This window comes from Rhizobium deserti (assembly GCF_004358025.1).
Taxonomy (GTDB): Bacteria; Pseudomonadota; Alphaproteobacteria; order Rhizobiales; family Rhizobiaceae; genus Neorhizobium; species Neorhizobium deserti.
Genome location: NZ_SMTL01000005.1, coordinates 131,475 through 144,915 on the forward strand (window position 1 = coordinate 131,475; position 13,441 = coordinate 144,915).

Sequence of the window (13,441 nt, forward strand, 5' to 3'; positions counted from 1 at the left end):
GACATGTGTGAGGAGGAAAGATGAACCCTGCAACCCGCGAAAAGCTGATGGGCGTGTCCGTCGCGACGCTTTGCTCGGCGCTCTACAAGCGTGGCCTGAGAAACCAGACGATCCAGGATGTTCGGCCTGTAAAGGCCAAGGGCCGCAACATGGTAGGCCCGGCCTTCACGCTGCGCTATATGCCGGCCCGGGAAGACCGCAACCCGATGACCGTGTTTCGGGATCCGAAACATCCGCAGAGGCACGCGATCGAGACGTGCCCAGAAGGCCATGTGCTCGTCATGGACAGCCGCAAGGATGCACGCGCGGCGTCTGCTGGCGATATCCTGATCACTCGGCTGATGGTGCGTGGTGGTGCAGGGGTTGTCACCGATGGCGGGTTTCGCGACGCGATGACGATCGGAGAGCTTGATATTCCGGCCTATCATCATCGTCCATCAAGCCCGACAAACCTGACGCTTCATGAGGCGATCGACATCAACGTCCCGATCGGCTGCGGCGATGTACCGGTCTTCCCAGGCGACATCGTGGTGGGCGACGACGACAGCGTCATCATCATCCCAGCTGAAATCGCCGACGAGATTGCCGACGAGGCCGTCGAGATGACCGCTTACGAGGACTTCGCCGTCGAGCGCGTGAAGCAGGGCCACACGATCATCGGTCTCTATCCGGCCACCGACGAGAACAACCTCGCGATTTTTGCGGATTGGCGGAAAGCGAACAACCGATAAGGAGCAGAGGGCTCTATTTTGGGAGAGCGCAAATGCCGGCTTGTGAGCAAAAAACAAGAGCACATCGCTGATGTGAAGCGAATCGGCGGCGTGCAGGGAAGATGAGCAGGCGGTGCGAAGCGTAGCTTGAGGCGCCTGCACACAACCGCGGCCTGCTGCCAGCGGCAGCTTTTCAGCTTAGGAGCCGCCGCGTTGTTGTGTCTGGCTGTTCCACGACGTCAAGTGCGGATGGTTCTCAAGAGCCTCATGTTCGGTCAGAACAATGCTTTAGCGTCCTCAAATGAAATACCAGGCACCACCGCAGAACATGCCTCGGACCTTGTGTAGCTTCTCAACAAGCACCATCTAAACCTTGCCACCCCGCACCAGCGCGACTTCCGCAGCGACTTCTGCCGTCGCGCGTTGATGGTTGCGCGCGGGGCAAAAGGGCGCTCCCTGAAAGGGTTGAGCGCCCTTGGCTTGGTTTCTATCAGCGGCTTGGTTCATCGATGGCATCAAATAGCAGTCTCGTCATATTCTTCCATGGTATAGGCGCCTCTGGCGCACAGTTGATGCCGCTGGCAAGCGGCTGGCGTCCGGTGCTGACGCATTCCCGCTTCGCTGCGCCTGACGCCCCGTTTCATCATCGCTACGGACATCAGTGGTTTCGCGTGGACAATAATCCACTGGCTGCAGATAACATCCAAGCGGCTCGCGAGGGATTTGACCGCACCGTCGCCGACATCGTTGAAAAAGAAGGTTTTCGAGGTTCTCAAGACCGCATCGCCTTCGTCGGCGTGTCGCAAGGGGCCATTGTCGCACTGGATGCGGTTGCTTCCGGCCGCTGGAAGGTCGGGGCGCTCGTGTCCTTCGCCGGACTTCTTGCACCCATGCCGATTTCGTCCGCCGGTCGTAATACACCCGTCCTGCTCGTTCACGGCCAGGACGATAGGACGATACCCTCCATAGCGTCCACCATGGCTGCCACTCAGCTTCGAGGCGCTGGATTTCAGGTCGAGCTGCAATTATTGCCTCGAGTTGGTCATACGATTTCACCGGGTGGTGCTGAGCTTGCTCTACAATTCTTGCAGAAGAGCCTCGCCTGATGGAAACCGTCAGTGCTGCAGACAGTTCTGAGAACATGAACAACGACATCCGCACGGAAGACCAGAAGCCATCTTTCGAGACGGTATCCTTTCCGTTCGACCGGATGACAGTTGCTCGTTTTCGCGAAACATTTCCGCGCGCACGTTGGGACGATAATCTTCAAGCTTGGACCGTTCCCGGATCAACCGCGAAGCGCCGCATCGACCGCTGGCTCGCCAAGGAGACTGACCGGCGGATCCCGTTCGACGACGAGAAGGGACGCGATGCCTATCACTTCGAACCGATCTTAAGTCCTTATCTCGAGGTGTTTCATCGCGGTTTCCGTATCCGCACGCCCTATTCCCGCACGGTCGTCGATGAGTTGCGGCAGGTACCTTTCGCGCGTTGGAACGGAGACGAAAAGGCCTGGGAAGTTCCGTTTGCGTCTTATGATGACCTGCAGCATCGGTGGATGGCCATTGAAGAGGCTGCCAAACGGAACGAACCGCAGGAGCGTCAGAAGCGGGCCGAAGCGCGAAAGGGGACCGAGGAGGAGGCGAAGGCAAGGCGGCGGACGGCGGAAAGGAAGAGGCGGCGGCTGCCGGTTCCTGTTGATGAACTTCCGCCGCTGGAGCGGCCAGTGTCTACAACTGCATATGGTATCTTGGTCTTCACCGAAGTGACCGGCGAACTTATCGACCCGAGAGAGGTCGAAGATCATCATCCGGGCGTGGACGATCAGCATGTCTGGGCTGGGTGGCGGCACGCCACTCTGGAGGAGCTGGTTCACACATGGCCGGCGCGCGATGAGCCTGACGAAGAGGAACGCATACAGGGGTGGTGGCAGCCAACACTCGAGGAGTTAAGAGCAGCCAGAAGAGCTGCGAAGGCGAGGGAACGGCGCCAGGTCTCGAGAAGAGCGATCTCCGGGGAGAACGTCGAAGGCCTGTAGCGCCAAAGTTTCGACACCAGATCGAAAGAGGTCGGCATTGGAAGCGGCCCCTTTGCCAGGCCGGTGATATGTCCGGACCTGTATCGGCAATGGCAGTCAGCCGCTAGATCCCGGACGGCACCCGAGCCATGACTTTGATCTCGAAGTCGAAGCCTGCCAGCCAATTCACACCGATGGCTGTCCAGGTCGGGTGGGGTTTCTTGTTAAAGAACTGCTCCTTAACCGGCATTACGATCTCAAACTGTTTCCCTGGATCGGTATGGAATGTCGTGACATCCAGGACGTCGTCAAAGGTGCAGCCGGCAGCCTCGAGTATAGCTTCCAGGTTCTTGAACGCGAGCCGCACCTGTTGTCCAAAATCAGGCTCAGCCGACCCGTCCGGCAAGCTGCCGACCTGTCCGGAGACGAAAAGCAGATCACCGGACAAAACCGCGGCGGAATAGCCATGTTTCTCGTAAAGTGCATGTCTGCTGGCGGGGAAGATTGCGTGGCGCTGAGCCATAATATTTCCTTTCACCTGGGTTCGCCGGCTGCCACAATGACTTCCATGCAGCAGCCAATTCAGATACGATGCGTATGTCATACTGAGATACGAGATGTATGTCAACCCAGATACGCTACGTATGCGAAGTTGGAAGGGCCATGGCAAGGAAACGCGTTGAACAGATGGAAGAGAACCGAGCCAAGCTTGTCACAGCTGCTCGCAGGGCATTTTCGCAAAAAGGTTTTGCCGGTGCGTCCATGGACGAATTGACGGCAGAGGCGGGTCTGACGCGCGGCGCCCTCTACCACAATTTCGGGGATAAGCGTGGCCTGCTGGCTGCTGTAGTCAACCAGATCGATTCCGAAATGGCATCTCGCGCCAAAAACGCTGGTGCGGCCGAAAAGGATGAATGGACAGGGCTTCTAACGGAGGCGGAAGCCTATATCCAGATGGCGCTGGATCCAGAGGTTCAGCGCATCGTTCTGCTGGATGGGCCGGCCGTGCTTGGAGATCCTTCCAAATGGCCAAGCCAGGACAATTGTCTGCAGGTCACGAGGCAGGCTGTTGAAAGGCTGATAGCAAGCGGGATCATGAAACCCGTTGATGCGGAAGCGGCTGCGCGTCTTGTCAGTGGCGCGGCACTCAACGCGGCGCTTTGGGTTGCTGCTTCCGATGATGCTGCAGCCGTGCTGCCAAGGGCTGTAGAGGCATTCCGCGCCATGGCAAGCGGGCTTCTTGTCCAGCCCACATGATCGCCGGCATAGCCTCAACGGGCAGTTCGCCGCTTTCAAGGAATTGTTGGGTACTGCGGCCCCTAGGCCCCCTTAAGGAAGCATCTTTGCATCCTTGAGGGAAATGAGTCGCTGTGACGTCTCGTCCCATAGGATGAGCTTCACGCAAGAAAAACTCTCGCGCAGGGTGATGCGGCCGAGATCCGCCAGCTCAGGATGATCTCGCAATACTTCCGGCAGCCGATAGAAGGGAACCTTGCTGGACAGGTGATGGACGTGATGCATCCCGATATTGCCGGTAATCCATCTGAGCGGCCGCGGCAGATCATAGTGCGATGCGCCATGCATGGCAGCATGCGGAAAGGACCATTCCGGCGGCTTGGACCAGTGGGTCTCTTCAAACTGGTGTTGAACATAGAACAACCAGACGCCGGCCGATCCGGCGAGCAGGACGATCGGCAGATGGACCAGAAGAAAGGGTACAACGCCAATCGCCCATATCAGCAAGGCGGCCAGAACCGCGACAGCCAAATTGGTAAGCATCGTCGAAAGCCAGGGCAGGGCACCTGTCCGCATCATGCCGAAAGGCAGGCGTTGCTTGAACAAAAACAGAAAGGCAGGGCCAATACCGAACATGACGAATGGATGCCGGTATAAACGGTAGCCGAGCTTCCCCCGGCGTGTCAGGGCCCGATATTCCGCCACGGTCAGCGTCGTGATGTCGCCAACGCCCCGTTCGTCAAGATTGCCGGCAGAGGCATGATGTTCGGCATGCGCGCGCCGCCAGTAGTCGTAGGGGGTAAGCGTCAGCACGCCGATCGCCCGTCCGGTCCAGTCATCCCATCGGCGTCTCCCGAAAAGCGATCCGTGCCCACAGTCATGCTGCAACATGAAAAGCCGCAGCAGGAAACCGGCCGCCGGAATAACCAGAACCATGCCGATCCAGTAGCCAAAGTGGATCGCGAGCCAAGCCGCGGCCCATAGGAGCGCGAACGGTATGAATGTCACGGCCAGCTCGTAAAAACTTCGGCTCACGGTGGGCTTCCGGTATCCTGAAAGGATCTTGAGCCAGGCCTTTTCTGTCACGCCGCCAGGAAGGACAGCCGATGTCGTCGCGCTCATGTTTGATCAGTGTCTTTCTTGTGAAATTCAGGGACGTGCTGGAAGAAGACGAGGCTTTGCTCGGCAGGAGGGATGTCGCTGACATGTCCTCTAGAACGGTATTGTGTCTGCTTCACGTCCGCGACAGATAACGCATCTCTAAGACCGATGCGAGCTCGGCAACCGTAACCGACCGCCGAAGGACTTGCTCCATACCGCTTCTAGCGCATCGGGATTAAGCTATGCGACGTTTCCCGTGTCGGAAGCGAATTGGCGTGAGCAATGGCTTCCCCGGAGTAAGGAAAGTCATCTCCATGTTGGCGATCACCCTCGAAGACTTTGAAAGAGGGGCCTTCGACCTCGATGATCTTGTAACCGTTTACATATTCGATCTTTGGCGTTTTCCAGCCCACGGCTCGTTCTCCTATTGAAAGGCAGCGTCTTTAACTTGGATGACGAAGAGCACCATAGCGTTCCACGGTGGACCCTCCATCGAAGAATGTGTCAATGCGTGCCGGGTTCGCCGTTGTTCAATTCATCCTTGATTTCGTGCCTGGAGTGGCCGAGGATCTGAAGAAGTGCCGCATGTTCGGGCTTCCCAACGCGTTCCTCTAGAAATTCTGCAAGTGCAATCCGTGTCTGGTGCCCACCGGACGGTTGGTTCGCTTGGTGCAGAACGACAGTTTCCCCGCCGATGCTGTCCAAAGACCAGCGGTCGCCATTCGCACTGATTGAAAATTCTTTGATGTTACTCATCGCTGGCCTGCCTTTCCGACAATTATGCCTTTTGTCCATATCCGGCAGTGCGTCACGGAGCCCAAGGCTTCATGCTATTGATGGCGCCATCCGACTGTTTCAGGACCCATGTAAGGGTATACCGCGCAGCGTCAATGGTGCATCGAAACTAAAGGTTGACATATCTGCTAGCAGTCACTATTTCTGGTTTATCGATATTTTGCTTGCTGAGCTTTGGTTACCGCGCGATTGGCAACGCGCTTTGAACGAACCTTCCTTTCAAAAACGTCGCTATCACCATCCACGCTGCCTTAGGCTGCGTGGTCAATCAATCATGCTTTGAAAGGGTTCATCATCATGACCACAGGCACCGTAAAATGGTTTAACTCCACCAAGGGCTTCGGCTTCATTCAGCCTGACAATGGCGGCGCTGATGCGTTTGTCCATATTTCAGCCGTCGAGCGCGCCGGAATGCGTGAAATCGTTGAAGGCCAGAAGATCGGCTACGAATTGGAGCGCGACAACAAGTCGGGCAAGATGTCGGCCTGCAATCTTCAGGCTGCCTAATATAGCTGGTTCGTCTGTGACCACGGATGTACTGGCACTGACGAGATCACATTATCCGAGGCCGGGCGAATAGCCTGGCCTTTTCTATTTTTGCTCGCGCGAGCGGGCGCCATAAGTGAGACCAGCTATGACACAGACACATTCTAAAGCTCGGCAGCAGGCTGAGATCGCCTTCGGCCACACTCAATCGGACTTCTTCGCGCGCGGCCACGCTGTTGAGGAATTGGATTCGATCACGCAGGCCCGCGAGGAGAAGACCCTGCGATTGCGTCATGCGCGGCTGGCCAAGGAAGCACAGGATATAGCAACAGCTTCGGCCGGCCTGATCGCAAAGCGCGCCAGCAAATCCTGAGGCCAAGAAGGTCCGTGCTTAATTATTCAAGCGGGCCTGTGGAGATACTGACCAGCTACGCCTCCCCGCCAGCGGCATGCAGTTGGCGTTTGCTGCGGGCTGCGTGGGATCTGCGGTCGGCTAAGCTAAGAATGGGATTACGGCGCGCCCCATGAAACGAAGAAAGCCAGACTGATCACGTGAGACGTTGTGGATAAACACTTCCTCGAAGCCGCAGGATGCGGCCTCGCTGATGAGCCCAAGAAGTTCCTCGCCATCCGTGATCAGCGGGATGACGTCGTCAATGGCTTCGGGTTTGACATCGCTTGTGGCGGCGTCGAAGTCCTGAGGCAATCGCAGGTTGGAGAGGCTGGCGGGGGGCGCAGCCGCGTTACGCCATTGATCCCAAGCGGCCAACCTCGCATCTTCCTTGGTCGCTGCCCAGGAGACTTGTAGCTGCAGAGCCAAAGGCTTCCCATTCCCGCCGCCTGCGCGGAAGCGTTCGACAATGGTGCGGAGTTCTTGAGCGGGCTTTCGCACCGTGACTAGCCCGTCAGCCCAAGAGCCTGTCCATTCCGCCGTCTCGCCTGTCAGCGCAGCACCAAAAAGCAATGGAAGCTTTTCCGGCAGTGACCAAAGTTTTGCTTGGTCAACGTCGAAATGTGACGCTGCTCCCGTGACTTCGTCACCATTCAGCAACGCCCTGATGATGTCGGCGCCCTCCAGCAGGCGTTTATTGCGCTCGCCCTTTTCAGGCCAGCCCCCGCCGACCACGTGTTCGTTGAGTGCCTCACCGCTTCCAAGGGCGATCCAGCGAAGCCGCTGGGGAAACATCTGTGCCAGTGTCGCGATCAGGTGGGCGAGAACAACTGGATGATAGCGCCAGCCTCCAGGGATCGCCAAACTGCCAATGGGCAAAGATGTCTTCGCCATAGCGGCTCCCAGCCATGCCCAGTTATTGCCCGAATTCCCCTGTCGCAAGCTCCATGGTGCGATGTGGTCGGAGGTCATGATTGCCTGGAAGCCGCAGGCCTCAGCCTCCTGTACGAAGTCGAGGAGATCGCTGGGTGCAAATTGCTCGTGTGAAGCATGGTAGCCGATCAACATGGTCTTCGCTCTTCCTCTGAGGCTATATTTTCTCAATGTAGTTGGTCAGCCCCATCGGGGTCCGTCCTGTTCCGGGAGCTAACAGCGGCAGGGCTTGAAGTGTTCCTCGGTTCGGGCCGACCCGTAGCCACCAGCTGCCACACAGCGCTGGCAATGGAACGAATTGAAGGAGGTGGGGTTTTCCGAACCTGGATGAAAGGCGCTCGTCCGATCATGCGATCGGCACGGCAGCCAGATGTACTTGAGTGAAGGTTAAATGAGAGCGACATGAAGCAGACCTGGCCGAAGCAGATTTGGATCGTCCGGCATGGTGAAAGCGCCGGCAATGTCGCGCGCGATGCCGCAGATCTTGCAGGACATGCGCGTATCGATATCGCAGAGCGGGATGTTGACGTGCCCCTGAGCGGGCTTGGCGAGCAGCAAGCCGAGGCGCTAGGAGCCTGGTTCGCCAAACTTCCCCGTTCGGAACAGCCTGACGTCATCGTTGCTTCGCCGTATAAACGCGCTATGCGAACGGCAGATATCATCTCTCGGCAGCTACCAGCGCAGGCGGGGCTCGCTGTCGTTACAGACGAGCGGCTGCGTGAAAAGGAGTTCGGCATTCTCGACAGGCTGACGCGGCGGGGAATAGAGGAGCTTCATCCGGATCAGGCCGAGTTCCGGCGGATCCTGGGGAAGTTCTATCATCGCCCGCCGGCTGGCGAGAGCTGGTGCGACGTCATCCTGCGACTGCGAAGCATGCTGGATACGATCAGCCTGCACTATGCGGATCATCGCGTCCTGATTGTCGCCCATCAGGTTGTGGTCTTGTGCATGCGCTATATCATCGAAAACCTGTCCGAAGAGCAGATCCTTGAAATAGATCGGCAAGGCGACGTGTCAAACTGCGGCGTCACCGAATACCTCGCCCAAACCGACACGGAGGTCGGAGGTGGCCTGGTTCTGACGCGCTACAATTTCGTGGCGCCGCTTGTTGAAGCGGGAGCGCCTGTGACGGCTCAGACAGATGCAAATGTGGCAGCTCGATGATGGACACGCAGATCATCGACGCGGCTCTTCTCGCAGGCTTACCGCTGCCGCAGCCTGCCGAAGGCAGTAAGGAAGAGCGCGGCCGCATCTGCATTATCGGCGGAAGCCGGGAGGTGCCTGGAGCCGTTCTTCTGGCCGCTTTGGGCGCCATGCGTGCCGGTGCCGGCAAGCTTCAGATCGCAACCGTCGAAAGCCGCGCCGGAGCTTTGGCATTGGCCATGCCCGAGGCCTTGGTGATCAGCCTGCCGGAAACGAAGGTGGGCGGGCTGGAATCCGGCCCCGTCGCGTCCACCGCTTCGAGGTGGGCTTCCAGCAATGCGCTGCTTGTGGGGCCAGGAATGGTGGAAGAGGCAGACGGCCACGAGGTTCTGAGATGTCTGCTCGACAGCAGCTGTGAAGCAGCTATCGTCGTGGACGCCGGTGCTTTGCCGCGGATCATGGAACTCGGCGACAGCCTGCGCAGACGGTCCGGGCGTGTCATCATCACGCCGCATGCGGGCGAGATGGCAAACCTGCTGGGCGTCGACAAGGAGGTCGTGGAACATGATCCCACGTCAGCAGCTTTGCGCCTGACGAAGGAATTCGAGCTGGTGGTCATCATGAAGGGCAGCCAGACCGTCATCACTGCGCCGACAGGGATCTGGCGTTACCAAGGCGGTGGCGTCGGGCTGGCGACCTCTGGCTCAGGGGACGTCCTCGCCGGCATTATCGCTGGGCTAGCGGCGCGGGGAGCCGAACCATTGATCGCGGCCATATGGGGCGTTTTCCTTCATGGCGAAGCGGGTTCGCAGTTGGCGAAGACGGTGGGCCCGCTTGGTTTCCTAGCTCGCGAAATCCCCGACCTTGTTCCGAAGCTCATGATCGAGCCGAGTTAGAAGCATCATCAACATACTAAAGTTCGATCGGACAAATCTATTGCGTCTCCAGATGCATCTAAAGGATGTCTTTGCCTCAAGGTGAGGTCATCCAACGGTTAAGCAGACTTGCCTCGCTCACAGCTGGTGTCGGCCTGTTCCACGGCATGTTAAGATCTCTTAGCGATCTTGGTTCTGATCATTTACTCCAAGCCACAGTGAAGCTAGGAGCTTGTTTGTTTAAGGGTTGAGGTCGGTGCAGGTATGGCGGATCAGGTCGAGGCCGTGAGCTTTAGGGTAGATGACCTTTTGAGGAACCTCGATCCCGGCAGCCCTTTGGGCGCTCCTAGCGACTGGCCGCCGGTCCTGAAGACAACCTTCGGCATCATGATTGCCTCGCCGCTCCAGACGGTCCTCTTCTGGGGACCGGAATATGTCGCACTCTACAACCAGGCCTACGCGCCAACGATTGGCCAGAAACATCCGCACGCTTTCGGCCGTCCAGCTTCAGAATATTGGAGCGAACTTTGGGACGACCTAAGGCCGCTTCTCGACCAGGTCCGCGACCAGGGCGATCCGGTCTTCATGCGGGATCGGCCGTTCTACATCGAGCGGCATGGCCGGCCTGAAGTGGTTACCTTCGACATCTCCTATTCGCCCGTGCCGGATGAAGCAGGTAGAACAGCGGGCGTCCTGTGCGTTGTCAATGAAACAACCGAACGCACCGCCTATGAGACGCGCTTGCGCGAAAGCGAGGAGCGTTTCCGCAATATGGCGGACAGCGCCCCCGTCATGTTGTGGGTCGTGGACAAGGAGGGGCGCTGCACCTACCTCAACACCCGTTGGTACGAATATACCGGCCAGACGCCAGAAGAGGCCGAAGGCTTCGGCTGGCTTGAAGTGACGCATCCGGACGACAGGGACATGGCGAGCCAGGTCTTTCTCGATGCGCTGTCGCGCCAGGAGCCCTTCAGGCTAGAGTATCGATTACGCCGTGCCGACGGAATATACCGATGGGCCATCGACGCCGCAGAGCCACGCCTGGCAGGCGACGGCAGCTTCCTTGGCTACATTGGCAGCGTCATTGATATCGATGACAGGCATGAGGTGGAGCGCAAGCTTTGGGAAAGCGAGGCCGGTCTTCGGGCGCTGACAAATTCGGTCGACCAGATGATCTGGTCGACGACGCCGGACGGCTTCCACGACTATTACAACGACCGCTGGTACGAATTTACGGGCGTGCCGGCTGGCAGCACGGACGGAGACGCGTGGAACGGCATCTTCCACCCCGATGACCGGGAGCGGGCCTGGTCGATCTGGCAGGAATGTCTAATGACCGGACGGCCCTACCACATCGAGTACCGCCTTCGCCACAACACGGGCGTTTATCGATGGGTAATCGGCAGAGCCAACCCGGTTAGCGATGCGGCAGGCAATATCGTGCGATGGTATGGTACATGTACGGACGTCCACGAACTGAAGACGGCAGAGCTTCGGCGGTCGGCCCTTCTTGCCTTTGATGAGACGGCTGCGATTTTGGACAACCCAGACCAGATCGCTTTTGCAGCTTGCGAGATGGTCGGCGTAAATTTGGCGGCCAGCCGGGTGGCCTATGTGTTGGCACGCAGTGACGAGGGCAGCGGCTTCTCATCTGCAAAAGAATGGATATCGCCGAGTACGGCCGATCTTGAAGGTGAACTTCCGGACCTCGAGCTATTTCGGGAGCAGCTTGAGCGGGGAGAGACCGTCGTGGTCCGCGACCTACGGGAGGACCACCGAACCCGTTATCAGGAGTTCAGGCTACAAGTACACCCGGTTGGCTCCGTGGTTGCGGTTCCGCTGCGCAATCAAAACGATCTTGCTGCGATCTTCGCCGTGCATGATGCCGAGCCCGCGCGGTGGCCGGAAGAAGATCTCGCCTTCATTCGCGACGTGGCTGTCCGGGTCTATAACGCCGTGGAACGGAAACGAGCAGAAAAGAACCTCCTCGAATTAATGGTCAGTCTTGAGGAGCAGGTTACACGGCGCACGGAGCAATTGCGCCAATCGGAGGAACGTCTGCGGCAGAGTCAGAAACTGGAAACGATCGGCAAGCTTACCGGCGGCGTCGCCCATGATTTCAACAACCTGCTCCAGGTGGTTGCAGGAAATCTTCAGCTTCTGGCAAAGGACGTGATCGGCAATGCCAAGGCCGAGCGTCGAGTCACCAATGCCATGGCCGGCGTCAGTCGAGGGGCAAAGCTTGCAAGCCAGCTTCTCGCATTCGGGCGGCGCCAGCCGCTTGACCCCAAGGTCATCAATATTGGTCGTTTCGTGCGAGATATGGACGACATGCTCCGGCGGTCCATCGGGGAGGCGATCGAGATTGAAACCGTCGTTGCCGGCGGCCTGTGGAACTGCCTAGCGGACCCAGCGCAAGTCGAGAACGCCGTGCTGAACCTTGCCATCAATGCGCGGGACGCCATGGCTGGACATGGCAGGCTTACCATCGAATTGGGTAATGCTTATCTTGACGACGATTATGCCTCTCGGCACGAGGAGGTCGAACCCGGGCAGTATGTCGTACTCTCGGTCACGGATACGGGATCGGGTATCCCAGCCGACATGCTTGACCTGGTCATCGAACCCTTCTTTTCAACCAAGCCCGAAGGAAAAGGAACCGGACTTGGACTGTCTATGGTGTTCGGCTTTGCCAAGCAGTCGGGCGGTCACGTCAAGATCTATAGCGAGGTCGGGCACGGCACGACGGTGAAGATGTATCTGCCACGCGCCATAGCTTCGGAGGATCGCGAGGTCGTCGTGCAGAGCGGCCCGATCCCCGGCGGCAGCGAAACCATCCTCGTTGCCGAGGACGACGACGAGGTGCGCGACACTGTGGTCGAGACCCTGACGGACCTGGGCTATAAAGTTCTGAAAGCACCAAATGCCGATGCAGCCCTTGTGATCGTCGAGGCGGGCATTCCGATCGACCTTCTATTTACGGACGTTGTCATGCCGGGGTTGATGAAAAGCCCCGAACTTGCGCGCAGGGCGCGGGAGCGTCAGCCCGACATCGCTGTGCTTTATACTTCAGGCTATACCGAAAACTCTATCGTGCATGGTGGACGCCTCGACGCTGGCGTCGAGCTTCTGTCCAAGCCCTATACGAGAGAGGCGCTTGCGCGGAAGGTCCGGCAAGTGCTTGCAGGCCGCAGCCCGCGAAGCGATGCGTCCGGTAGCCCGGTTGCTAAGACGCCGCGCATATTGAGGATACTCTTTGTCGAAGACGACGAGCAGATCCGGGAAAATACGTCGGAAATGCTCAGGAGCCTCGGCCATGCAGTAAGGTCGACGAGCCTCGAGCGTGGTGCCATCGAGCTTGCACAAACCGAGGAACTAGACTTGCTGATCATCGACCTCCCCCTGATGGAGACTGGCGGCGCGGAACTGGCGGCGCGCCTTGCGGCAAGGCATCCGGATCTGCGGCTGATCCTCGCAAGCGGGAATGGCTTGGTGGATCGGGCGCCTGTCGATGCTATCACAGTGGCCAAGCCATATAGCAGTCTCGAACTTGAACGGGCGCTGCGGCAGGTCATGGACAGCCGACCGTAGAAGCGGGTGCAGGTTTTGTCATGCCTTGCACCTCGCCGGGGGCGTTGCATAATTTGGCCGCTGCCAAATCTTCCCACGTTCTTAACTCTTGCAAGGTGGGTATAGCGCCGGAATCTTCCTTTTCACCTTTGGTGGTTCACTTTCATCACCGGCTGCCTACATC

13 protein-coding genes are annotated in these 13,441 nt (G+C 58.4%); 9 read left to right on the forward strand and 4 right to left on the reverse strand.

The features are described 5' to 3' along the window. The first annotated feature begins 20 nt into the window (after nt 1–20). The 3 genes from E2F50_RS18025 (at nt 21) to E2F50_RS18035 (ending at nt 2,748) form a co-directional block, all read left to right on the forward strand. Complete coding sequence (locus tag E2F50_RS18025; protein ID WP_133317562.1) at nt 21–731, forward strand: ribonuclease activity regulator RraA; 711 nt, start codon at nt 21–23, stop codon at nt 729–731. A gap of 488 nt (nt 732–1,219) precedes the next feature. Next, nucleotides 1,220–1,816 carry an alpha/beta hydrolase gene (locus tag E2F50_RS18030; RefSeq protein WP_133317563.1) on the forward strand — a complete coding sequence of 199 codons (597 nt, stop codon included), beginning with the start codon at nt 1,220–1,222 and terminating at the stop codon, nt 1,814–1,816. Between the two features lie 35 nt (nt 1,817–1,851). Beyond that, nucleotides 1,852–2,748, forward strand: coding sequence for a hypothetical protein (locus E2F50_RS18035; RefSeq protein WP_133317689.1), 897 nt, complete (start codon nt 1,852–1,854; stop codon nt 2,746–2,748). A 103-nt stretch (nt 2,749–2,851) separates the two neighbouring features. On the opposite strand, the gene E2F50_RS18040 is transcribed toward E2F50_RS18035, so the two are convergent. Continuing rightward, the gene (locus E2F50_RS18040; RefSeq protein ID WP_133317690.1) at nt 2,852–3,250 is read right to left on the reverse strand and encodes a RidA family protein; all 399 of its coding nucleotides are present in this window, start codon (nt 3,248–3,250) and stop codon (nt 2,852–2,854) included. Between the two features lie 140 nt (nt 3,251–3,390). Between E2F50_RS18040 and E2F50_RS18045 the strand changes: the two genes are divergently transcribed. Further along, nucleotides 3,391–3,984, forward strand: coding sequence for a TetR/AcrR family transcriptional regulator (locus E2F50_RS18045; RefSeq protein ID WP_133317564.1), 594 nt, complete (start codon nt 3,391–3,393; stop codon nt 3,982–3,984). A gap of 72 nt (nt 3,985–4,056) precedes the next feature. Here the strand turns inward: E2F50_RS18045 and E2F50_RS18050 are convergent, their stop codons facing one another. Both E2F50_RS18050 and E2F50_RS18060 read right to left on the reverse strand, forming a co-directional pair. Further along, nucleotides 4,057–5,085, reverse strand: a complete 1,029-nt coding sequence (locus E2F50_RS18050; RefSeq protein ID WP_133317565.1) for a fatty acid desaturase — start codon at nt 5,083–5,085, stop codon at nt 4,057–4,059. Nucleotides 5,086–5,568: 483 nt separating this feature from the next. After that, on the reverse strand, nt 5,569–5,820 hold the full coding sequence (locus E2F50_RS18060; RefSeq protein ID WP_133317567.1) for a hypothetical protein: 252 nt from the start codon (nt 5,818–5,820) through the stop codon (nt 5,569–5,571). Between the two features lie 336 nt (nt 5,821–6,156). On the opposite strand from E2F50_RS18060, the gene E2F50_RS18065 reads away from it, so the two are divergent. Together E2F50_RS18065 and E2F50_RS18070 are read left to right on the forward strand one after the other, a co-directional pair. Then, complete coding sequence (locus E2F50_RS18065; protein ID WP_037062590.1) at nt 6,157–6,366, forward strand: cold-shock protein; 210 nt, start codon at nt 6,157–6,159, stop codon at nt 6,364–6,366. 127 nt (nt 6,367–6,493) lie between these two features. Beyond that, the gene (locus E2F50_RS18070) at nt 6,494–6,718 is read left to right on the forward strand and encodes a hypothetical protein (protein ID WP_133317568.1); all 225 of its coding nucleotides are present in this window, start codon (nt 6,494–6,496) and stop codon (nt 6,716–6,718) included. Between the two features lie 120 nt (nt 6,719–6,838). Here E2F50_RS18070 and E2F50_RS18075 read toward each other — a convergent pair whose 3' ends face one another. Further along, the gene (locus E2F50_RS18075) at nt 6,839–7,804 is read right to left on the reverse strand and encodes a TIGR03885 family FMN-dependent LLM class oxidoreductase (RefSeq protein ID WP_133317569.1); all 966 of its coding nucleotides are present in this window, start codon (nt 7,802–7,804) and stop codon (nt 6,839–6,841) included. Between the two features lie 267 nt (nt 7,805–8,071). Here E2F50_RS18075 and E2F50_RS18080 point away from each other — a divergent pair, with 267 nt between their 5' ends. The 3 genes from E2F50_RS18080 to E2F50_RS18090 all read left to right on the forward strand — a co-directional run bounded on the left by E2F50_RS18080 (nt 8,072) and on the right by E2F50_RS18090 (nt 13,278). Beyond that, entirely contained in the window at nt 8,072–8,833 is a 762-nt protein-coding gene (locus E2F50_RS18080) for a histidine phosphatase family protein (protein WP_133317570.1), read from the forward strand. After that, nucleotides 8,830–9,708 carry an NAD(P)H-hydrate dehydratase gene (locus E2F50_RS18085; RefSeq protein WP_342635744.1) on the forward strand — a complete coding sequence of 293 codons (879 nt, stop codon included), beginning with the start codon at nt 8,830–8,832 and terminating at the stop codon, nt 9,706–9,708. Before E2F50_RS18080 ends, E2F50_RS18085 begins: the two co-directional genes overlap by 4 nt. Nucleotides 9,709–9,972: 264 nt before the next feature. Next, the gene (locus tag E2F50_RS18090) at nt 9,973–13,278 is read left to right on the forward strand and encodes a PAS domain S-box protein (protein WP_161974225.1); all 3,306 of its coding nucleotides are present in this window, start codon (nt 9,973–9,975) and stop codon (nt 13,276–13,278) included. The last annotated feature ends 163 nt before the right edge of the window (nt 13,279–13,441 follow it).

Coding starts and splice junctions, on each gene's coding strand:
- E2F50_RS18075 (WP_133317569.1), bottom strand. CDS start 7,804: ATGTTGATCGGCTACCATGCTTCACACGAGCAATTTGCACCCAGCGAT.
- E2F50_RS18040 (WP_133317690.1), bottom strand. CDS start 3,250: ATGGCTCAGCGCCACGCAATCTTCCCCGCCAGCAGACATGCACTTTAC.
- E2F50_RS18045 (WP_133317564.1), top strand. CDS start 3,391: ATGGCAAGGAAACGCGTTGAACAGATGGAAGAGAACCGAGCCAAGCTT.
- E2F50_RS18030 (WP_133317563.1), top strand. CDS start 1,220: ATGGCATCAAATAGCAGTCTCGTCATATTCTTCCATGGTATAGGCGCC.
- E2F50_RS18065 (WP_037062590.1), top strand. CDS start 6,157: ATGACCACAGGCACCGTAAAATGGTTTAACTCCACCAAGGGCTTCGGC.
- E2F50_RS18060 (WP_133317567.1), bottom strand. CDS start 5,820: ATGAGTAACATCAAAGAATTTTCAATCAGTGCGAATGGCGACCGCTGG.
- E2F50_RS18080 (WP_133317570.1), top strand. CDS start 8,072: ATGAAGCAGACCTGGCCGAAGCAGATTTGGATCGTCCGGCATGGTGAA.
- E2F50_RS18025 (WP_133317562.1), top strand. CDS start 21: ATGAACCCTGCAACCCGCGAAAAGCTGATGGGCGTGTCCGTCGCGACG.
- E2F50_RS18085 (WP_342635744.1), top strand. CDS start 8,830: ATGATGGACACGCAGATCATCGACGCGGCTCTTCTCGCAGGCTTACCG.
- E2F50_RS18035 (WP_133317689.1), top strand. CDS start 1,852: ATGAACAACGACATCCGCACGGAAGACCAGAAGCCATCTTTCGAGACG.
- E2F50_RS18050 (WP_133317565.1), bottom strand. CDS start 5,085: ATGAGCGCGACGACATCGGCTGTCCTTCCTGGCGGCGTGACAGAAAAG.
- E2F50_RS18070 (WP_133317568.1), top strand. CDS start 6,494: ATGACACAGACACATTCTAAAGCTCGGCAGCAGGCTGAGATCGCCTTC.